The organism is Sutcliffiella rhizosphaerae, assembly GCF_917563925.1.
In the GTDB taxonomy this organism is placed as follows: Bacteria; Bacillota; Bacilli; order Bacillales; family Bacillaceae_I; genus Sutcliffiella_A; species Sutcliffiella_A rhizosphaerae.
Window position 1 is genome coordinate 174,553 of record NZ_CAKJTJ010000006.1, and the last position, 19,131, is coordinate 193,683.

General features: G+C 36.4%; 25 protein-coding genes. 23 read left to right on the forward strand and 2 right to left on the reverse strand.

The features are described from left to right. The first annotated feature begins 108 nt into the window (after nucleotides 1-108). From LRP81_RS08175 to LRP81_RS08280, 22 genes are all read left to right on the forward strand, one after another. Nucleotides 109-294 carry a hypothetical protein gene (locus tag LRP81_RS08175; RefSeq protein ID WP_230500772.1) on the forward strand — a complete coding sequence of 62 codons (186 nt, stop codon included), beginning with the start codon at nucleotides 109-111 and terminating at the stop codon, nucleotides 292-294. A gap of 413 nt (nucleotides 295-707) precedes the next feature. Then, the gene (locus LRP81_RS08180; protein WP_230500773.1) at nucleotides 708-1,097 is read left to right on the forward strand and encodes a hypothetical protein; all 390 of its coding nucleotides are present in this window, start codon (nucleotides 708-710) and stop codon (nucleotides 1,095-1,097) included. A gap of 69 nt (nucleotides 1,098-1,166) precedes the next feature. Then, entirely contained in the window at nucleotides 1,167-1,613 is a 447-nt protein-coding gene (locus LRP81_RS08185; protein ID WP_230500774.1) for a hypothetical protein, read from the forward strand. Between the two features lie 74 nt (nucleotides 1,614-1,687). After that, entirely contained in the window at nucleotides 1,688-2,491 is an 804-nt protein-coding gene (gene terS / locus LRP81_RS08190; protein WP_230500775.1) for a phage terminase small subunit, read from the forward strand. Continuing rightward, complete coding sequence (locus tag LRP81_RS08195) at nucleotides 2,478-3,746, forward strand: PBSX family phage terminase large subunit (protein ID WP_230500776.1); 1,269 nt, start codon at nucleotides 2,478-2,480, stop codon at nucleotides 3,744-3,746. The genes terS and LRP81_RS08195 overlap by 14 nt, the downstream gene beginning before the upstream one ends. A gap of 9 nt (nucleotides 3,747-3,755) precedes the next feature. Beyond that, nucleotides 3,756-5,177: a phage portal protein gene (locus tag LRP81_RS08200; RefSeq protein ID WP_230500777.1), complete on the forward strand. Its 1,422-nt coding sequence runs from the start codon at nucleotides 3,756-3,758 to the stop codon at nucleotides 5,175-5,177. Next, complete coding sequence (locus LRP81_RS08205; protein WP_230500778.1) at nucleotides 5,170-6,621, forward strand: minor capsid protein; 1,452 nt, start codon at nucleotides 5,170-5,172, stop codon at nucleotides 6,619-6,621. The genes LRP81_RS08200 and LRP81_RS08205 overlap by 8 nt, the downstream gene beginning before the upstream one ends. Beyond that, the gene (locus LRP81_RS08210; protein ID WP_230500779.1) at nucleotides 6,621-6,830 is read left to right on the forward strand and encodes a hypothetical protein; all 210 of its coding nucleotides are present in this window, start codon (nucleotides 6,621-6,623) and stop codon (nucleotides 6,828-6,830) included. Before LRP81_RS08205 ends, LRP81_RS08210 begins: the two co-directional genes overlap by 1 nt. 132 nt (nucleotides 6,831-6,962) lie before the next feature. Beyond that, a complete protein-coding gene (locus tag LRP81_RS08215; RefSeq protein ID WP_230500780.1) occupies nucleotides 6,963-7,562 on the forward strand; it encodes a phage scaffolding protein in 600 nt (199 codons plus the stop codon). Nucleotides 7,563-7,578: 16 nt separating this feature from the next. Further along, nucleotides 7,579-7,893, forward strand: a complete 315-nt coding sequence (locus LRP81_RS08220; protein WP_230500781.1) for a hypothetical protein — start codon at nucleotides 7,579-7,581, stop codon at nucleotides 7,891-7,893. 15 nt (nucleotides 7,894-7,908) lie between these two features. Next, the gene (locus LRP81_RS08225) at nucleotides 7,909-8,928 is read left to right on the forward strand and encodes a major capsid protein (protein ID WP_230500782.1); all 1,020 of its coding nucleotides are present in this window, start codon (nucleotides 7,909-7,911) and stop codon (nucleotides 8,926-8,928) included. Nucleotides 8,929-8,941: 13 nt separating this feature from the next. Next, nucleotides 8,942-9,250 (forward strand): hypothetical protein, encoded by a 309-nt coding sequence (locus LRP81_RS08230; protein ID WP_230500783.1) that lies wholly within the window; start codon nucleotides 8,942-8,944, stop codon nucleotides 9,248-9,250. Between the two features lie 12 nt (nucleotides 9,251-9,262). After that, nucleotides 9,263-9,607 (forward strand): head-tail connector protein, encoded by a 345-nt coding sequence (locus LRP81_RS08235; protein WP_230500784.1) that lies wholly within the window; start codon nucleotides 9,263-9,265, stop codon nucleotides 9,605-9,607. Next, nucleotides 9,601-9,993, forward strand: a complete 393-nt coding sequence (locus LRP81_RS08240; protein WP_230500785.1) for a hypothetical protein — start codon at nucleotides 9,601-9,603, stop codon at nucleotides 9,991-9,993. Before LRP81_RS08235 ends, LRP81_RS08240 begins: the two co-directional genes overlap by 7 nt. After that, nucleotides 9,993-10,391, forward strand: a complete 399-nt coding sequence (locus tag LRP81_RS08245; RefSeq protein ID WP_230500786.1) for an HK97 gp10 family phage protein — start codon at nucleotides 9,993-9,995, stop codon at nucleotides 10,389-10,391. The genes LRP81_RS08240 and LRP81_RS08245 overlap by 1 nt, the downstream gene beginning before the upstream one ends. Next, nucleotides 10,381-10,755: a phage tail terminator family protein gene (locus LRP81_RS08250; protein ID WP_230500787.1), complete on the forward strand. Its 375-nt coding sequence runs from the start codon at nucleotides 10,381-10,383 to the stop codon at nucleotides 10,753-10,755. The genes LRP81_RS08245 and LRP81_RS08250 overlap by 11 nt, the downstream gene beginning before the upstream one ends. A gap of 249 nt (nucleotides 10,756-11,004) precedes the next feature. Further along, nucleotides 11,005-12,345 (forward strand): pyocin knob domain-containing protein, encoded by a 1,341-nt coding sequence (locus tag LRP81_RS08255; protein ID WP_230500788.1) that lies wholly within the window; start codon nucleotides 11,005-11,007, stop codon nucleotides 12,343-12,345. A gap of 14 nt (nucleotides 12,346-12,359) precedes the next feature. Next, the gene (locus tag LRP81_RS08260; protein WP_230500789.1) at nucleotides 12,360-12,719 is read left to right on the forward strand and encodes a hypothetical protein; all 360 of its coding nucleotides are present in this window, start codon (nucleotides 12,360-12,362) and stop codon (nucleotides 12,717-12,719) included. A 1-nt stretch (nucleotide 12,720) separates the two neighbouring features. Continuing rightward, the gene (locus LRP81_RS08265; RefSeq protein WP_399207326.1) at nucleotides 12,721-12,855 is read left to right on the forward strand and encodes an XkdX family protein; all 135 of its coding nucleotides are present in this window, start codon (nucleotides 12,721-12,723) and stop codon (nucleotides 12,853-12,855) included. A gap of 66 nt (nucleotides 12,856-12,921) precedes the next feature. Further along, nucleotides 12,922-13,173 (forward strand): hemolysin XhlA family protein, encoded by a 252-nt coding sequence (locus LRP81_RS08270; RefSeq protein WP_230500791.1) that lies wholly within the window; start codon nucleotides 12,922-12,924, stop codon nucleotides 13,171-13,173. A 14-nt stretch (nucleotides 13,174-13,187) separates the two neighbouring features. Continuing rightward, nucleotides 13,188-13,463 (forward strand): phage holin, encoded by a 276-nt coding sequence (locus LRP81_RS08275; protein WP_230500792.1) that lies wholly within the window; start codon nucleotides 13,188-13,190, stop codon nucleotides 13,461-13,463. Nucleotides 13,464-13,520: 57 nt separating this feature from the next. Then, complete coding sequence (locus LRP81_RS08280; protein WP_317987047.1) at nucleotides 13,521-14,384, forward strand: N-acetylmuramoyl-L-alanine amidase; 864 nt, start codon at nucleotides 13,521-13,523, stop codon at nucleotides 14,382-14,384. A 448-nt stretch (nucleotides 14,385-14,832) separates the two neighbouring features. Here LRP81_RS08280 and LRP81_RS08290 read toward each other — a convergent pair whose 3' ends face one another. After that, entirely contained in the window at nucleotides 14,833-16,221 is a 1,389-nt protein-coding gene (locus LRP81_RS08290) for a DUF3238 domain-containing protein (RefSeq protein ID WP_230500793.1), read from the reverse strand. A gap of 78 nt (nucleotides 16,222-16,299) precedes the next feature. On the opposite strand from LRP81_RS08290, the gene LRP81_RS08295 reads away from it, so the two are divergent. Then, complete coding sequence (locus LRP81_RS08295) at nucleotides 16,300-17,892, forward strand: cell wall-binding repeat-containing protein (RefSeq protein WP_230500794.1); 1,593 nt, start codon at nucleotides 16,300-16,302, stop codon at nucleotides 17,890-17,892. Nucleotides 17,893-18,239: 347 nt separating this feature from the next. Here the strand turns inward: LRP81_RS08295 and LRP81_RS08300 are convergent, their stop codons facing one another. Then, nucleotides 18,240-18,479 carry a hypothetical protein gene (locus LRP81_RS08300; RefSeq protein ID WP_230500795.1) on the reverse strand — a complete coding sequence of 80 codons (240 nt, stop codon included), beginning with the start codon at nucleotides 18,477-18,479 and terminating at the stop codon, nucleotides 18,240-18,242. Nucleotides 18,480-19,131 lie beyond the last annotated feature (652 nt).

Genomic DNA, 19,131 nt, shown 5'->3' on the forward strand with positions numbered 1-19,131 from the left:
TTTATATTATTTTTACCTAATGCTGAATTTGGTTTTTTAGTTCAAAGGTCCAGGTAAGTGCAGGACATCCCATATTTTTGTCGAAATTAGACTGTGGAGGTGATACAGATGAAATCATTTGATCCAGGAGTAGGCAGTGGACATAGAACATTAGATCCAGGAGCTGGCGGGGGATATAAAGTATTAGATCCTGGCACTGGTGGAATGAAAATGAAAGACCCAGGTGTTGTAGGGCATGATCCGGGTGCTGGTGGGGGTCACAAAGTAATGGACCCAGGAACTGTAGGGAATTAATAATACATAAAACATCCTTTTCAGGGTGTTTTTTTATTTCTTAATCATTGAAAAATCTTTCCGATATATTATTGGGGGGGGATTTTAATGAAATGGGAAAAGTGTAAAAGGTGTGGAAGTAACAGAGTAGTAAAAAGATATTCTTTAAAGATAGCAATATTTCTATTATTCTTTTTCTTGTTGACATTAGTCATTAGTAGTTTTCAAGATAGTTTCTTAGCAAAGTTAGTTCCTATTGTGGTTCTTTGGATAATTTCAATACTAATGAGACCATATTCACGCATATTGTATTGTAAAGACTGTGAATTAAAGTGGAATCCTTAAATGCATCCTTTCGAGGGTGTTTTTTTATTCTTGTAAGAATATCGAAATAAAGAAAATTAATTCTGTAGTATTATAGTCTCGAATATCTGATGGAGGATGAGACTATGCACTTTTTAAATAAGGAAGAGAGTATCGGTATTCTAGAAGATATAAATATAATGCTAGAGGAATTGATTGAAGCACATGAATTATATTGTTCTACATATACCTATAAATCACTTGAGCTTGGCTTAGGGGTTAAAGAACTTTTAAACGAACTTAAACAAGTAGTCAGTATGAATATAAGACAAATCACACTAGGTGAGACGAAAGAATGCCTTAAAAACATTTTAAAACCAGCCTTATGTACAGTAAACTATCTACTTTCCAAGATTGGCACAAACAGAATCAATCATCATAGCTATTTAAGTGTTAACAGAGAATTAGTATTGGCTCATTATTATTTAAAAAAGCATTATAAGATATTAGTAGAAAAATAAATAATTTAGTTTCATAGCGATTAATAAAGAACTTTCTATTTCCCCCGATATTATAATGGGGGTGAAAAAATGGAGAGAGATTTTAATACTGCAAAATCAATAGTTAATTATCTAGAAAATCGTTACGGCAACATAAGGAATAATACCTTATCAGATGATGTTATTACAGTTAAAACCATTTGTACCGATCATACTTTAGATCAAATTGAAATGATGAAAAATAGACTGCAAAAATTAATATCTTTTCACAAAGATCATTACTTTATTTATGGCAATACAATTAGTATTATGATACTTTTTTTTACTATTTTCTTTTCATTATTCGTTACATATTTTCCGCCAGGAAGGATAACATATTATATGGTGCTAATATTACTTTCAATGGTGGTTATTTCCTTAATTGTATCGTTTATGAGAATGGCAAAACGACAGGGTAAATTATATGATTATAATCTTTTAGTTGAAGAAGCTTATAATGCTAAAAAAATCGAAGAACAAAAACACATAAACGCTTAAAAGCATCCTTCATTGGGTGCTTTTTTCTATATACAAAACAAACACAAATTTTAGGAGGTGGAAGGTGATGTAATATGGCTGAAAAATATGTGTTTGCTGAAAAGGATTACGTAAAAGGCATGAAATATAAGGACATTGCAGAAAAATACCAGGTATCTATAAACACCGTAAAGTCGTGGAAGAAACGATATGCTTGGAACAGGGAAAGGGGTGCACCCAAAGAAAAAGGTGTGCACACAAAAAGTAGAGGAGCACCTAAAGGCAACATTAACGCAAAAGGTAATAAAGGAGGGGCAGCTCCTAAAGGGAATTCCAATGCAGTAACTCATGGGTTTTTCGCTAAATTCCTTCCTCCTGAGACATTGGAGATTATGGAGGGAATGAATGAACGTTCTCCAGCCGATCTAATATATGACCAGATACAGATACAATATGCAGCTATTATTCGAGCCCAGAAAGTCATGTGGGTAACTGGAAAAGATGAATTAATCAAGGAGCTTAAAAAAGGCAAGTATGAGTATCATGAAATTCCAAAAGAGCAAGGCGGAGGAATTGAAAAAGCAGTTACTGAAGAGGAATACGAGTTTCAGTTCGCTTGGGATCGTCAAGCAACCTTTTTAACTGCCCAATCAAGGGCTATGAGTGAGCTTAGGAGTTTGATAAAGCAATTTGATGCCTTAGCATCAGAAAATGATGAACGTAGGCTACGATTAGAACAAATGAATCTAACTATCGAAAAGAGTAAGCTAGAGCTCAAACAACTACGTGGTGATACAGAAGGGGACGCACACAAACAAGGTAACAGTTACGAAGAAGCTCTAAATGCCCAAGCTGTTGATGTATTTGCAGATGAGGTGACCGACGATGCTGAAGCGTAAGAAGAACACCTTGTTTTCATTTCGACCATTTAGTTTAAAACAGAAAAAGCTTCTTATGTGGTGGTCAGACAAAAGCCCTTTTAAAAACAAAGATATGATCATTTGCCATGGATCTATCCGGTCAGGTAAAACGATAGCGATGATAGATTCGTTCATCACCTGGTCACTGGCAAAACACAAGCATCAAAACTTTATAATTGCTGGTAAATCCATGGGAGCTTTAAAACGTAATGTATTGGAACCGATGTTTCAAATTTTAACGGCTAAAGGAATCGATTATCACTATCACCGTTCTGGAGATCCATACATTTCGATAGGTACCAATATCTATTACTTGTTTGGTGCAAATAATGAGTCATCTCAGGACACTTTACAGGGGTTGACTGCAGCTGGAGCGCTAGCAGATGAGGCAGCATTATTTCCTCGTTCCTTCGTTGATCAAATGATTGGTCGTTGTTCTGCAGAAACGGGAACACAGGGGGCAAAAGTATTTTTAAACTGTAACCCAGCTGGTCCGTATCATTGGTTTAAGAAAGAATTTATTGATAAGGCAGAGGAAAAAAACATCTATGTGCTGCATTTTATGATGGATGACAACCTTTCTTTATCGGAACGAGTGAAAGATAGATTTCGTCGCATGTTTTCAGGTGTATTCTATCAACGGTATATCCTGGGGCTGTGGGTAATGGCCGAAGGAATCATTTATGACATGTTTAACCGAAAGCAACATGTTGTGAAGACAGTAGAAAGACGATATTCAAATTATTATGTATCGATTGACTATGGAACTCAGAATCCTACTACATTTGGATTGTGGGGTCTTTGTGATGGAATTTGGTACAAGGTAAAAGAGTATCACTTTGAAGGACGGAAGGGGAAACAGAAAACAGATACAGAGTACAGTGAAGACTTAAAAAAGTTTCTTAATGGAATTCCAGCTGTAATTATTGTGGATCCGTCCGCTGCATCTTTCATAGCCCAGTTAAAGAAAGATGGGTTCCGTGTCCGAAAAGCCATAAATGATGTACTGGATGGTATTCGAAATGTTGCGACTGCCCTTTCAGAAGAAATGATAAAGTTCAATGATTGCTGTATAGAAACATTTAAAGAGTTTGATTCTTATGTGTGGGACGAAAAGGCTGCAGACCGCGGGGAAGATAAACCATTGAAGAAAAATGATCATCACATGGACGGTGATCGTTATTTTGTTCATACAATTCTATTCAACAATGGCTCGATGTCTGTATTGAAATGAGGTGATTAAATGCTTATTGAGGATCTGTATCGAGCACCATGGCATGAAAGGATGGTGAAAGTCATAGAAGATATGGTAAATAGCGTCATAACTGATGAAGAGATAATGGTCAAGGAAATTCAAGAATGGGAAGGTAGCGAGACCAGGAATAACATGATTATTGGAGAGCTCTACTACCGAAACAAGACGGATATTCTGAAAAAGAAACAAGAAATTACATGGAAGTCGAATCAAAAGCTTGCCCATGGATTTGCAAAGAAACTAGTAGACCAAAAGATTGGCTATCTCCTTTCAAAGGAACCGACCTTTGGAACTGAAAATGAGGAATACAGTAAAATAATTCAGGAAACGTTTGATCGAGGTCTTTTGAAAAAAATAAAGAACATAGGGAAGGAAGCCATCAATAAAGGTATTGCCTACCTTTATCCTTACATCAATGCTGATGGGGACTTATCTTTCATGAAGTTTCCGTCTGAACAGATTATTCCTTTTTGGGGAGATAATGAACATATGGAAGTTCTCTCTTTCCTTCGAATCTATGAAGTTAGCATATATATGAATATGCAGAAGGTGATACAGAAAAAGGTGGAATACTATCATCCTGGAGGGATTAAATTTTACATCTTAGAAGAAGGGAAGCTGATACCAGATGTTCCAGCAGGGCTTGAACAAAATCATCATTTTACCATCGATGAAAAGCCTTATACGTGGGAAAAGATTCCGCTTATTCATTTTAAGTACAATGAGGAAGAGCAGCCACTCATTGATAGTATCAAATCACTCATTGATAACTACAATTTACAGGCTTCCACGAATGCTGATTTATTGGCAGACATTCCAAAGTTTATCTACAAACTTATAAACTATGGTGGGACAAACTTAGCTGAGTTCTTATCAGACTTAAATAAGTATATGGCCGTAAAGCTTGACGAGAATGGTGATGTAGACAAGCTACAGGCAGAAATACAAACCGAGGCAGTGGAAAAAGAAATAGAACGAAATCGGAATGCTATTTACGAGTTTGGCAGGGGTGTGGATACGAGAGACGTAAACTTGCGAGACGCTTCAGGTATTGCCCTCAAATTCCGATACGGGGATTTGGACATTGACTGTAACACACTTGAGTCTGAGTTCCAATCAAGCCTAGAACATATGCTTTGGTTTATCGATCGTTATCTTATGATGACTGGCAAGGGGGATTATACTCAAGAAAACGTTCAAATTATCTTTAATCGGGATATCATTATTGCAGAATCAGAAGCGATAGAAAACTGCGAAAAGTCTACTGGAATCCTAGATGATAAAACCATTCGAGAAAACCACCCTTGGTACACAAAAGAGGTGGAGGATAGGTTGGAAGAACAAGAGAAGAAACATCTTAAAGAAATGGAAGGGTATTTGGACAAGTTTCCAGTGACAGACGATGAGTAACTATTGGGAAGGTAGATCCGCTCAACGTGAGATGGAATCACAACTAATTGCGAGTAAATACCTAGCCCGTATGGATGAAAGCCTTCGGGAAGCACAACAGGACATTCTAAAACAGATTGAATCCTTTTACTCTAGGTACGCCAATGAAAATCAAATAACCCTTGCAGAAGCTAGAAAATACTTAACTGCTAAGGAATTAAGTGATTTCAAAAATATCGATTTAAAGAGATTCAGAGCCATGTCCCTTTCGGGTAACCCAGAGTATCAAAGAATATTAAATGCAACAAGTTATCGGGTACGAATCTCTAGACTAGAAGCATTGAATTTAACAGTAGAGATGAGAATGGCTGAATTATATGGAGGCACATATGGTCTTCAGACATATACGTTTAGTGGCCTAGTTGATGTGTATCAAAATTCCTACTATAAGACGATGTTTGATGTCTATAAAACGGGTTATGCAGCTGGTACAGTCAAAGAGCTTTCTGATAGGACAATGGAAGAAATTATGTCTTATAACTGGAGTGGGAAAGAGTTCTCCAAGAGGATATGGGGACATCAGGAAGCTACCAGGCAGTCCATAAGAAAGGAACTGGAAAGAAGCTTTGCGGTAGGTAGATCCATGCAAAAAACCACCAGTTCTATTATGGGTATTACGGAAGTGTCTCGTTCACGTGCTGAGGCACTTGTTCGAACAGAAGCAAATTTCTTTCATAATGCTGCAGCTCAAAAGGGATATGTGGATTCTGGCATAGATCGATATGAAATTCTAGCTACATTGGACAGTCGTACTTCTAACATATGCCGTGGACAGGATGGAAAGATTTACAGAGAGAAGGATTACAAACCAGGAGAAACTGCCCCACCTTTTCACGTCCGTTGTCGTTCTACTACAATCCCTTACTTTGATGAATCAGAGTACATGGAGGGCGAGAAAAGACAATCAAAAGACGGCCTCATTGAGTCTATGACCTATGAGGAGTGGTATAATGAATATATTGTGAAACCAAAACAAGAAGCTGAACGTATTGAAATGGAAAGACGTCAAGCTCTTATATCACAAACTAGAACCGACATTGGTAACGGGAAATACAAACTTCAACATAGTCAAAATCATTTTGATAAACACAACACACAGCATAAACGTTACCATGACTATGTAGAAAGAAACATTGCAAAAGGAAAACAGAAACCAAGTTATTTAACCATTTCATATGAAGAGGCTAATAATCTTGTCCAAAAACATGCTGGAACAGGAATAATGAAAATAAACAACAAATCAATGGAGTGGATGAAAAAAGAAGACATTTATAGAAGTGGAAAACCTATTGGGGTGTATGTTAATCAAACTACTGGTGAAGAAATAGTTACAAGTAGTTTTCGTATCCACTACTCAAAATCTGGAACACATATTGTTCCCACTTTAGAAAGAGGTGATGAATAATGAAACTTTGGCAATATGTTGGTAAAAATGTAAGGATTGTTTATAAAGATGGCGATATTTTAGAGGGGTTTGTTCGTGATTACGATGATGGAGAAGACACTGAGGATGGTATTGATAGTCTGGATATTGTAAATAAAGAATCCAAAGAAGGTAGTTATATTCTTGGTGTTAAAGAAACGGAAATAAAGACAATTCAAGAAATTGATTAAAAGCACTTTCGACCTTAAGAGGGAGAGGGTGCTTTTTATTTATTCGTCTTTTTAGCATTTGCAGACGTAAAAGATTCAAAGCTGGTCGTAGAGGAACCTACGTAAAAAATCGTAACCAAGGAGGAATCACAAGTGAAACGTGAATTTTTAGAAGGAATAGGCTTCGAAAAGGATGCCATTGATAAAATCATGGCTGAGCACGGTAAGACAGTCGAATCCCATAAAACAAAAGCTTCAGATCTGCAAACAAGTTTGGATGATTTAAAGAATCAGCTAGATCAACGTGATAAAGACTTGAAAGATTTGAAGAAAAAAGCGGAAGGTAGTGAAGAGCTCCAAACGCAACTATCAGACCTTCAAAGGAAGTATGACACAGATAAAGCTGACTATGAAAAGAAAATCAAAGATACTCAATTATCTACCGCTCTTAAACTTGTGTTGAATGGGAAGGTTCATGACACAGACATGGTGATTGACCGTATTGATAAAGAAAAAATTAAATTAGACAATGACGGAAATGTTACCGATGGCCTTGATGATCAGTTGAAAACACTGAAGGAATCAAAGGCTTTTTTGTTTGTCCCAGAAACCACAGCTGCCCCGAATATTAAGGGAGCTAAACCAGCAGAAGGAAATCCAGGAGGACAGCAAGGTACATCAAGCGTGGGTTCTGATTTTGCTAAGCAAGCCAATGATCAATCTAAATCTAGTGAAAATTCATTTTGGAGTTAAGAAAGGAGCATAACAAATGCCATACGTAAAAGATTATGGAAAAGGCGAACGTATTAACTTTTTAGCAAGTGCTAAGTTTATCTCGTTTACAGAACAAATCAGTGATGCTGGCGTAACTGCAGATGCAAACGGAAGAAAAATTGTAAAGGCAGGTACCATTTGGCCAACGAATGATGAGAATGCAAAGGGGTTATTATTTGCTGACATCGATGTAACAGAAGGTCCGCAACCTGGATCCATTATTCGGGAGGCATGGGTACTAGAATCACGTTTACCTGTTGCCCCATCTGTAGAAGCAAAATCTGCCATGACAGGCATTAAATATCGATAAGAGGAGGATGTCAGAATGGACATTTTAGAACTGTTTAGCCATAAAGAAGTATTAAATTATTTAAAGGATCGTAAGTTTCCAGTTTTGTTAGGGGAGTCACTTTTCCCTGAAATTAAAAAACCAACGCTAGAATTTGACATGATTAAGGGTGGAAGTCAATTACCTGTCATCGCGTCAGTTCATGCGTTTGACACAGAATCTGAGATTGGTAGCCGAGAAGCTGCTAAACTCGCTATGGAACTGGCTCTAATTAAACGTAAGTTGCAACTGAAAGAAAAGGACATCATTGCGCTTCAAAGTCCGCGTAACGCAGTAGAAAAAGAATACCTGATGAAAAATGTATTTAATGACATTGATACTTTGGTGAATGGTGTACGTGCACGCGTTGAACTTATGCGTATGGAGGCATTATCAAAAGGGACGGTTACGCTCAATGAAAATGGTTTAAACATGACCATTGATTACAAGGTGCCGGAAGATCACAAAGAAGCACTTGCTGGTACCTCTTTGTGGACTCATGCTGACTCAGACCCTATGGGTGATTTAGAACGTTGGGCAGATACCTTAGATACGAAGCCAACTCGAGCGCTCACTTCTAATGTAGTATTAAGAACGTTGTTACGTCACCCTAAGATTATTGGGGCGTTGTTTGGAAAAGATTCTATGCGTGTGGCTACACGCGCTGACTTGAATGCATTTATGGAACAACATGAATTACCAGCTATTGCAGTGTATGATGCAAAGTACCGTAAGCAAAATCAGAATGGCACCTATACACAGTTACGATACCTTGCTAACAATTCCTTTGTTATGTTTGGGGATGGAGCTCTAGGTGAAACTCTTTATGGACCAACACCGGAAGAAACAAGATTGGTACGTGATCCTGCAGTTGAAACCAATCAAATCGGGAATGTCTTGGCAATGGTTTATGAAGAAAACCTTGATCCAGTTTCTACTTGGACGAAAGCAGTGGCAACTGCTTTACCTTCTTTCCCAGCTGCTGATGAGGTATTCCAAGCTCAACCAATTTCATAAGGAGTGAAATCAATTGAAAATTGTTGAAGTTATTAAAATCCCCGTTCGATACAACGGGGAAACATACCAGGCGGGTGAATCTTTCGAGATGGAAGATGAATACGTAAATGAATCATTAGTCAATGTCACAGGTGAGGTTGAGAGAGGTCCTAAAACAATCAGAGAAATGACCATTGCTGAATTGAAGGAGTATGCAACTGAACATGAGATTGATCTAGGTGATGCTAAAAAGAAAGACGATATTTTGGAAATCATCCAGGCTTTTGAAGCTGATAAAGATGAGATCGTGGATGAAGATAGAAAAGATACCCCAGAAGAATAAGGAGGGGTTACCTTGGATGTATTTCAAATTGTAAAGGCTAAACTACCATATCAAATTGAAGATACCATTCTTGCAGTCCATATTGCTGAAGTAGGGCAAGCCATGAAAAACTACATGAACAGAAGTGATATTCCAAGGGATCTTGTTTTTGTTCATGCCAACATGGTTATAGACCTTATCACCAATGAAAACCGTAAAACGGATGAAGATAGTCAGCAAACCGTAACCTCTATCCGTGAAGGGGATGTGCAGGTCCAGTTTGGATCCGCAAGGGTAGAAAGTAGTGAACGGGCTATGGAACGGCTCTTATTTGATTATTCAAAGCAACTAAACCGATTCCGAAAGCTGAGGTGGTAGGTTTGAATATCCAAGCTATTTTTGCCAAAGCTACCACTGCAGTTGAATTTATGTATGACAAGAAAGCTACTATTCGAAGACAAATGGCCGTTGTAAAGGAAAATGGAGCAGATGGGATGGAATGGGTTCCTATCCATGAAGGTGTACCTTGTCGGTTATCCAATCCAGGTTTAAATAACACCAATCAAAGCGAAGCAAATGTTATTAAATATGACGTGAAACTCTTCCTCTCAAGTGAATTTGAAGTGAAAGCAGGGGATGAAATTACCATTCACATTCTTAAAGGTGACCAAATAGTTAGTTCTGTAGACTATGAATCTTCGAAAGAGCCTTTTGTCTACGTTTCTCACCAGGAAGTGCTGTTGGTTCGTAAGGAATTTGCATAATGGGCTATGAATATGGTGAAGTCGCAAAGTTGAAGGGACAACTATTAGAATTCCGAATAGCAGCTGGAAGGGCACATGACAGAGCTGCCAAAAGAGTTGCCCAGTTAGCTATTCGGAAGGTTAAACAAATGACCCCAGTGGATAAAGGTGACCTTCGAAACAATTGGAAATTTCACGTTGTTAAAAAGGTGGACACTTATACCATTGTCATTTATAACCAGCTTGAATACGCATCTTTTGTGGAAAAAGGTCATCGTATTGTTTCTGGTGGAGTCACTATCGGTTGGGTGGAAGGTCGTTTCATGCTCGAGCTCACCGAAAAGGAAATGGATAGAATCGCTCCGAACATGTGGTTAAAAGAAGTAGAAAAGGAGATGAGAAGAATCTTTGGTAAATGATTTGTTCGCTCTCATTATCCAGCAATTAAAACAGGTATATGGCCATGACATGAAAGTTTACGATGAACCTATCCAACAGGGAATGGTTACTCCCTCCTTTCTGGTACTTTTAGTAGATGATGACCAGGAAAGGAAACTTGGCAATTTATCAGAATGGGAATACATGTTTAACATTACTTATTTTCCTCATGATAAACGTAATATAAACGCTGAAATGAACCAGATAAGCGAGTCTTTTAAAATTAATTTCCGCTATATAGGTAATAGGTTTCACGTTCATAGATTAAAAGCAAGCAAGTCTGACGGTGTGTTAGTTGGAGATAAAATGCAATCCTTGCAATTCGGAGGTGTTTTCAGTGAGTAAAGGAAAAGAATTGAAACAAAGAAAGTTTAGTAAGTCTGCCTTCCTTGATGCAGAGGTTGACACGAATAAGCGACTTCTCTTAGATGTCCTGGAACGGACTTAAACTCCTTAACACAAACAGGATTTTATGCCGGAAGTAATTTAGGGAATGCTCCTACAAACAATTGGTATTATGTCATCCATATTAATATAGACAGTTCGGTTGCTTTACAAGTGATATATCATCACTCAAGTAATATAAAACAGTTTATGCGTCGAAAAGCTACACAATGGGAACCATGGGTGGAGATAGAGACCACAGCTGGAGCACAAGCAAAAGCTGATGTTGCTCAAACGGCTGCTATTAATTGGGCTAGGAGCTTTGGGCTGGGTGGTGCATCCAAGATTATAAGTAACCAAGACCTAAACACAATTGTTGACACAGGTTTTTACTATGGCCAGAATATGGCTAACGCTCCAGGAGAAACTACTGCTACAATGTGCTTGATTGTAATTAGTATTAATTCTGGTGCGTGTATACAGAAAATTTTTAGACACAATTCAAATGTAAATACATTTGTACGTAGGCAAACCTTGGGTGTTTGGGAACCTTGGATAGAGATGGAAAATACCACGGGTTCTCAAACAAAAGCCGATCAGGCAAAAACAGAAGCCATCAATTGGGCCAAAGGTTATGGACTTGGAGATGTAGCCAAGGACATCACAGGGACTGATCTTAACAACTTAGACGCAACAGGATTCTATTGTGGGTCTCATTTAGGTAATTCTCCAGGGTCTGAAACATTCTGGTTTTACGTAATCAATATCAAGATAGGGAACACCCATAGTCATCAATGTGCCTTTAGGCATACTACTAACATGTCAATAAGTCCGGTTATGTATATCCGCAGGCAAGGCGGTACTTCATGGACACCTTGGGTTGAGTTAGAAACGACATCTGGCGCACAAGGAAAATCCGATCAAGCTAAAGATGCTGCTATCAATTGGGTTAAAAGCCACGGAATAGGGACTATCACTAATGGTGTTTCCAATCTAAATACGTTGATGACTTCGGGTTTATACAACGTATCATCCAGTGCATCAGGTCAACCTCTAAGTGGGAATTCAGGAGCAGTACTTGTAATACAAGGTGGTGCTGGTGGATGTACCCAAATATGGACATTGGCCAATACTCTTACTAATGATCGTATTTTTGTACGTCACTACACAGGGAGTGCTTGGACTGAGTGGAGTGAAATGGAAACAACCAATGGAGCTCTTTCAAAAATTCAAACACAACCGAATTGGATAAATGCTGTTTTACTAAATGGTTGGGCAAATGTATCAGGATATCCACCTGCAAGCTATATGAAAGAACAAACTGGTACCGTGCATATTAGAGGTTATATTCAAACACCAGATTCCTCTCCATTGCATATGTTTGTGCTTCCAGTTGGATTGCGACCTTCTCAAGATAGGTATGTTGCCACGATGGGGTTTGACAGGGGCGTAATTGCTCCACAAATGTTGTGGGTTAGTAGTTCGGGAACGGTACGATTGCCAACGGGTTTTGGAGGGCCGGTTAGTATTGAGTATTCATTTAGAATATAAGTGAGGTGAGTTGCATGGGAATTAAGCAAGTATATCGGATAGATGAGAGAGGGTTATTAATTGAACCCATCCTAATAGAATCTACGATAGTGGAAGAAGAAGAAGTATTTAATATTCCGGAAGACTGTATTGAAGTAGAACCTCCAAACGGGTTGTATATGCCATTATTTGATGGAGATATATGGATTGAATCCATGTCTCAAGAAGAAATTGATGAACTGAAAAACAAACCAAGACCAAAGACTGAATTGGAAATACTGACGGAAGAGAATGCAGAACTTTGGTATGCTCACATGCTTACTACCAACAAGTTATCACAGGTAGAAAGAGAAGTGGTAGAATTGTGGTATACCATGATGGTAGGAGGTGTCTAATTTGTGGTTTGATCGAATAAATAGATTCTATTCTCAAGGGTTATGGACCAAAGAAATGGTTGCAGATGGTGTCCGAGTTAATGTACTTACTGAAACAAAATATAAAGAAATTACTGGGGAAGAATACAACGCATAATAAATAACATTGGTTCATTTACAAAGATAATATAAATAGGGGGTCAAGTGATTGGAGGAAGTAAATGTGGATATCTGGCAAGAAAAAATCAAAAAAGATATCGAGGATTTACAAAAGAACAGCAATAGATTCGAAAAGGATATACGAGATTTACAAGATAAATCACTGCTGCATGATAGAGACATACGAGACATGAAACAAGATTTAGCGGAAATTAAGGATGATCTTAAATGGCTACGTCGATCGATAACCAACGCATTTATTGTGGGGATTATTGGTGGGGCGATGGCCATTTTTTATGCCGTATTACAACAATAAAGGAGGAATTAAGAATGATTAACTGGAAAGTACGTTTTTCTAACAGGCTGTGGGTGATTACTTTCATCGCACAGCTATTTATTTTGGTGGAGATAATGTTGGTAGGAGCACATGCTGTAGGGCTGACAGATTTTCAATTAACAGAGGAAATCAAAGGTTGGGTACTTGCGGTTGTAAATGCCATCTTTGGAGTATTCGCTACTTTAGGAGTTGTTCAGGATCCAACCACAGTTAGTTTAAGCGATAGTGAACAAGCAAAACGTTACAAGAAACCTAAATCGAGTTTATAAGCTGCCTTTCGGGGTGGCTTTTTATATATAAAAAATTATTAAAGGAGAGTGTTTTACATGGTGAAAATATTTATTGATCCAGCTCATGGCGGAACAGATCCAGGAGCAGTTGGTAACGGGTTACAGGAAAAGAATCTTAACCTACAAATTGCTACACGTGTTAGAGATATGCTCATTAATGAGTATAACGGTGTCACTATTCTAATGAGCAGAACTGGAGATCAAACTCTTTCTCTTGCTCAACGGACAAATGCAGCTAATACATGGGGAGCTAACTTCCTCCTATCCATCCACATTAATGCTGGTGGTGGAACAGGTTATGAAGATTTCATTTATCCAGGTGTGGGAGCCCCAACTACCACTTATCAAAATCTTATTCATGAAGAAATTATGAAGCTAGTAAACTTCCGTAATCGTGGAAAGAAGACAGCTAATTTTCATATGCTTCGTGAATCTCGAATGCCAGCATTATTAACCGAAAATGGGTTTATTGATAATGCAGAAGATGCAGCAAAACTTAAAACAGCATCCTTTATCGAGAGCATTGCACGTGGCCATGTAAACGGTATTGCACGATGCTTTAACCTACCTAGAAAGACATCAGGTATCTATCACACTGTAGTTGCAGGAGATACGGTTTATGGATTAAGTCAGCGTTACGGCAGCACAAACCAACAAATCAGAAGCTGGAACAACCTTGATAGTAACTATACGATTGTTATTGGCCAAGTACTATTAGTGAGTGGTGGACCAGGTACTTCAAGTAATTCATCCAATGCAGTACATTACACTGTAAAAAAAGGTGATATTGTATCAGTAATTGCTCAACGTCATGGGACAACTACAGATAACATTAAGAAGTTAAATAATCTTAAAAATGTTAACCTAATTCATCCAGGTCAACGTTTAAGAGTGAAGTAATAAAAAGGGGTAACCTACTAGATGGATAGTAGGGTGTTTTACAAAATAAGTGATTGACTTCAAAAGTTGTAATTTCTAAACAAAAATATTTAGTATAGGCGTAATATAAATATCAATCCGTTGTGCATATTAAATGCATCCGTAAAATTGAAGTAAGCAAAAAAGAATAATAATTTAATTTGTGCCGATTAATGATAATCATTGATGATTTATTATAATAATTAGATCAGTGAAATGCTACATTTGTCTGCAAATGTTCAATTCAAAACTAACCATACAGAAGCATTGTGAATTTTATATGTTACGAAATATCGATGATGTATTTAAGGTTTTCCTTGAGAATAAAATAGTTTCAAATTGCTTAAAGTTAAGGTAATTAATTTTCGTTACAAAAAAAATCACCTCAACAATCAGTCTATAGAATAATTGTTGAGGTGAATTAAATGGATTATCGAGTTACACTCCAAATTGTAGTGACTCCAAACAGTGCAAGAAAATCGGTGTGCCATTGTCGGTAAAGAGTACCAACATGATCAGATTCATAAGGTACTATATAAAACTCATGTGATGGTGCTTTATCATGCCATCCATTAGCTACTACTCTACCATTGGCTTGGACAGTGACAGCTACTTCATAATTTATATCAGGTGATGGAAAAGTAAATGGGTTTGCACTTGCATGATTCATTTTAAAACTAATTTGGTTTGATTTACTTTTATCGATATTAGTAAGCCACATATCATTAGCTGCTGGAGCAGATTTACTATCTAGAAAATTACCTTTGGCATCATAGGCCTTAGTTAGACCAGTATAAGGAAAGTAAAAAACAGATTTACTTGATGAACCAAATAATACATTTACATTAAATCGAGTTCTAAAAGAGTTTGACCAAAAATCGAATCCTCTACTATCACCTGAAAAATAGGCAATGCGTCCACCTTTAGTAGGTAAGTACCTAACTGGATTTGGCGCAAGTTTCATAGGTATGAAAGTAGAATATTGAAGAGTATACATTGGAATAAAAGTTGATTGAGAAGAAAAAGCAAGTGAATTTACCTTGTTTAATGAAGGTTTATAGACTATCGAAAGTTCAAACTCTTGATATGATAATTTTTCTAGCATCTCATCTGTCAAATTAATATTATTTTCTTTCGCTTTTTGCTTTATTTCATCTATTTCTTCTTGAGATTTTTTCGTGAATGAAACTACACTATAGAGATGTTCTTCATAATCTTTCAATTCTATAGAATAATTATCCGTTTCTGTTACTGTGCTAATTTTTACTTTATCCACATAAACTTCAAAAACATTATCATGAGATGGAAGATTAATCCATTGTATATTTAAAGAATTATCATGGTAATTAGCAATTATTTGAGATTCTTCAAAAATTTCTTTTGGAGTTTTTTCTTGTTTAAAGGATCTTTTAGAAAATGAATTTATTCCTTCTTCAATTAGTGTTGAAACATCAATATTAGATGTATATAGTACATTTTTTTCTTTATCTAGAGCTGAAACTTCAAATTCATATCTTGTTTTAGAATCTAGATCTTCTTGAGAAAATTTTGAAGATGAGCCGTTATATATAATTTCGTCTACTAACTTCATCTCCTCTTTTCCGTTTGTAGTGTTAACTTCCCATTGTTCAATGTTCTTTTGAGTAATAACGTATGTTTGACCAATATCTTCCCATTCAAAGGAAATTGAATGGGAACTTGGTATAACTGTTACTTCCCATTCGGTATTCTCTGCTAAAGTACTTCCTTTGTCCTGAACCAAAAAAAACATTGAAAATATAAAAATACTAATTAAACATAATTTAAAAATATTAGACATAAATCCTTTCTTCCCCCTCAATTTTTATACCTTTATATAATAATTAAATTGCCTGATTATGTCAATATATGATAATATATGAAAAGTATTAAAAAATTAGGGGGAAATGTAATGTTCAGGAAATTGGTAGTTTATATTAGTCTATTGACTTTTGCTATTGTGTGGACTATAAACGTAAATGAAAGTTATGCAAGTACTTCAACTACATATACTGGTGTAGTTAAAGAAACAACTTCACATAATTATGTTTTTGAAACTCAAGGAACAGGAGTTTTAAATATATCAAGTAGTAAGAATACTAGTTCAATAACTCATTTAGTAACCTCGAGTGATAATAGTAAACTTTTTGGTTCGGGAGACTCCTTGCCTGCTGGTAAATACAATCTTTTAATCACATCTACTTCAAAAAATAGTACGGAGTATTCTATTACTTTATCAGGATTAAATTTTACTTCAACGCCAAAATCCTTGCCTTCAGTTCAGCTGACTAGTCCAGATGCTGACTATACTCGTTTACCTAAATTCACTCCAACAGTTAGAGTTGCAGGAAATTCGGATGCATTAACTAACTACATAGTTAATCCTTGGCTTAAGCAATCATATTTCCGTTCTTCTGGGAATTTTTCTCAAGTAGTTCAATTAGGGATGGGCTCAAATATAGTTAGTCTTAATTCTGAAAGAGAAACCGGAAATTCTATAGTGAATTTTAAAGAAGTTGTTTCTCCTGGTTTGAAAAGAATTGAAGGTCTAAATAGGTATGCAGTTTCTGCTAATATTAGTAAAGAGTTATCTGACTGGGACTTATTATCTGATACTATTGTTATTGCAAGAGGTGATGAATACGCAGATGGTATTACAGGAGCTCCATTAGCAGCTGATTTAAATGCACCACTACTTTTAACAACACCAGGTGCATTACCTAATGAAATTAAAAATGAAATAAAACGCTTGGGTGCCAAAAATGCTGTGATTCTAGGAGGAACAGTAGGAGTATCGCCAAACGTTGAGAATGAATTGAAACAACTTGGAGTAAATTCTATAAAGAGAATAGCGGGCGAAAATAGATATTCATTAGCTGTCAATATTGCAAATGATTTACTTACTCCCAAAACTAGTCAAGCCATATTAGTGTCAGGGGAAAATTTTTCAGATGCATTAGCAGTATCAAGTTATGCTGCAAGTGTAGGTCAACCAATATTACTTACAAGAAGTGCAGGAATTCCTACTGAAGTAACCAATTTTCTGAAAACAAATCCACAAATTAAAAGCGTTGTTATTGTTGGTGGTACAGCATCAGTAAGTCAGACAATTGAAAGTGAATTAAATAAATTGGTAGATACTTATAGAATAACAGGGCGCGACAGATACGAAATTTCTACAAATGTAGCTGATTTCTTTGGGGCATCTTCTAACTCAGTAGTAGTCACAACTGGTCTGAATTTCTCAGATGGTTTATCAGGCGGAGTGCTTGCGGCATTAAGAAATCACCATTTAGTTTTAACAAGAGAAGATTATTTACCTAATACTACTATAAATGGATTATATAAATTATATTTTCATAGAGGTGAAAGAGAAGGGGTAGAAGGTTTGGATTCTGTTTATGTATTAGGTGGATTAAATACTATTTCCGCTGAAATAGAAACAGAATTAAAGAATAAATTCATAAAATAAAATCCGAAAAAATTATTTAAATTGTTATAATAAAACCTAAGACCTCTCAAAGGAGAGGTCTTAGGTTTTGTAATTAGTTCTCTGTTATAAGTTTGATAAGCTGCAATCACAGCTATGAAAGATCCAACCAAAAACTAAACAGAACCTCCAAGTGTGAAGATCCTACCAATTAAAGTATTCCACTCAATTACAAGTTCCAAATTAATTTTCCTCACCGCCAAAAAAATAATAATAAGTACTTTTACACGGTAGTATTTGTTCAAATAAAAAAGAATGGTTGACTTCTTCACAACCAATAATAGTATGACCCTTATTAAAAATTAATAATCCGAAATTAATTATATATTTTATTTGTCCCCACCAAAAATAAAATCCCAATCATCATTTTGCTTTACTACTGGATCTTTTTTCTGATAGAGCTTCCATTCTTGGTAATCCTTCAATGAACCACCAGATGTCCTCCAGTACCCATCTTCTAAATGTAGACATTCCACATAATAATTGTTTCCCTCTTTCTTTAATCTGCCAATTAATCTCGTTTCAGGGTTTTGAATGATGTCACCTAACTGGATCCGGTAATCCCTCATGTATTATTTATTATTCTCCCTTTCGCATAATCCTTCTTTTAAAGCCAGCTTTACTAAAAGCATTTCCTCTAATTTATAATCTCATATTTGTTTCAACTTCATTTTTATGCTGGCATCTCAAGAACTAAACTGAACTTTTTCAATATCAAATGTGTAGAAAATTAAAAAGTCATAAGTAAACGCAGAAGAATATTTTGAGTGTATAAAATGTAGGCGTCAAATTGACGTAAGGTAGGTTATAGATCAACCAAGGGAAAAATGAATTTCGTGCCGATTTGGTTTAATTTATTATGATTTGTTTTAATTATCCAAGTGTAGAAAACCCTTTAATATCAAGGGTTTTCAGTTGATGTTATCTATTTTGTTTTCCTTGAAATAATCAAGTTCGAGATGGAAGGTTCAATCGGGTAATTTGTGAATTTCAAAAATATAGGTAAATACTGGGAACCAAGTGAAATGGAGTTAGTTCAATTTGTAACCCTTCAAATTTTACTTGGTTATGTAAGAGACGAACTTATTGAGTTCGTCTTCTTTTATGTGCGCCCGGCATGGGTGCAATCTATAGGGTGCAAGTCCCGAACTGTGAAGACAGAAGTAGCAGTTAGCTTAACGCAAGGGTGTCCATGGCGACGTGGAATCTGAAGGAAGCGGG

What these genes read in the sequence shown, in the direction of transcription:
- LRP81_RS08220 (WP_230500781.1), top strand. Translation starts at nt 7,579, where the DNA reads ATGCCATACGTAAAAGATTATGGAAAAGGCGAACGTATTAACTTTTTA.
- LRP81_RS08210 (WP_230500779.1), top strand. Translation starts at nt 6,621, where the DNA reads ATGAAACTTTGGCAATATGTTGGTAAAAATGTAAGGATTGTTTATAAA.
- LRP81_RS08200 (WP_230500777.1), top strand. Translation starts at nt 3,756, where the DNA reads ATGCTTATTGAGGATCTGTATCGAGCACCATGGCATGAAAGGATGGTG.
- LRP81_RS08175 (WP_230500772.1), top strand. Translation starts at nt 109, where the DNA reads ATGAAATCATTTGATCCAGGAGTAGGCAGTGGACATAGAACATTAGAT.
- LRP81_RS08260 (WP_230500789.1), top strand. Translation starts at nt 12,360, where the DNA reads ATGGGAATTAAGCAAGTATATCGGATAGATGAGAGAGGGTTATTAATT.
- LRP81_RS08255 (WP_230500788.1), top strand. Translation starts at nt 11,005, where the DNA reads ATGCGTCGAAAAGCTACACAATGGGAACCATGGGTGGAGATAGAGACC.
- LRP81_RS08185 (WP_230500774.1), top strand. Translation starts at nt 1,167, where the DNA reads ATGGAGAGAGATTTTAATACTGCAAAATCAATAGTTAATTATCTAGAA.
- LRP81_RS08290 (WP_230500793.1), bottom strand. Translation starts at nt 16,221, where the DNA reads ATGTCTAATATTTTTAAATTATGTTTAATTAGTATTTTTATATTTTCA.
- LRP81_RS08280 (WP_317987047.1), top strand. Translation starts at nt 13,521, where the DNA reads ATGGTGAAAATATTTATTGATCCAGCTCATGGCGGAACAGATCCAGGA.
- LRP81_RS08205 (WP_230500778.1), top strand. Translation starts at nt 5,170, where the DNA reads ATGAGTAACTATTGGGAAGGTAGATCCGCTCAACGTGAGATGGAATCA.
- LRP81_RS08295 (WP_230500794.1), top strand. Translation starts at nt 16,300, where the DNA reads ATGAAAAGTATTAAAAAATTAGGGGGAAATGTAATGTTCAGGAAATTG.
- LRP81_RS08225 (WP_230500782.1), top strand. Translation starts at nt 7,909, where the DNA reads ATGGACATTTTAGAACTGTTTAGCCATAAAGAAGTATTAAATTATTTA.
- LRP81_RS08300 (WP_230500795.1), bottom strand. Translation starts at nt 18,479, where the DNA reads ATGAGGGATTACCGGATCCAGTTAGGTGACATCATTCAAAACCCTGAA.
- terS (WP_230500775.1), top strand. Translation starts at nt 1,688, where the DNA reads ATGGCTGAAAAATATGTGTTTGCTGAAAAGGATTACGTAAAAGGCATG.
- LRP81_RS08195 (WP_230500776.1), top strand. Translation starts at nt 2,478, where the DNA reads ATGCTGAAGCGTAAGAAGAACACCTTGTTTTCATTTCGACCATTTAGT.
- LRP81_RS08245 (WP_230500786.1), top strand. Translation starts at nt 9,993, where the DNA reads ATGGGCTATGAATATGGTGAAGTCGCAAAGTTGAAGGGACAACTATTA.
- LRP81_RS08275 (WP_230500792.1), top strand. Translation starts at nt 13,188, where the DNA reads ATGATTAACTGGAAAGTACGTTTTTCTAACAGGCTGTGGGTGATTACT.
- LRP81_RS08180 (WP_230500773.1), top strand. Translation starts at nt 708, where the DNA reads ATGGAGGATGAGACTATGCACTTTTTAAATAAGGAAGAGAGTATCGGT.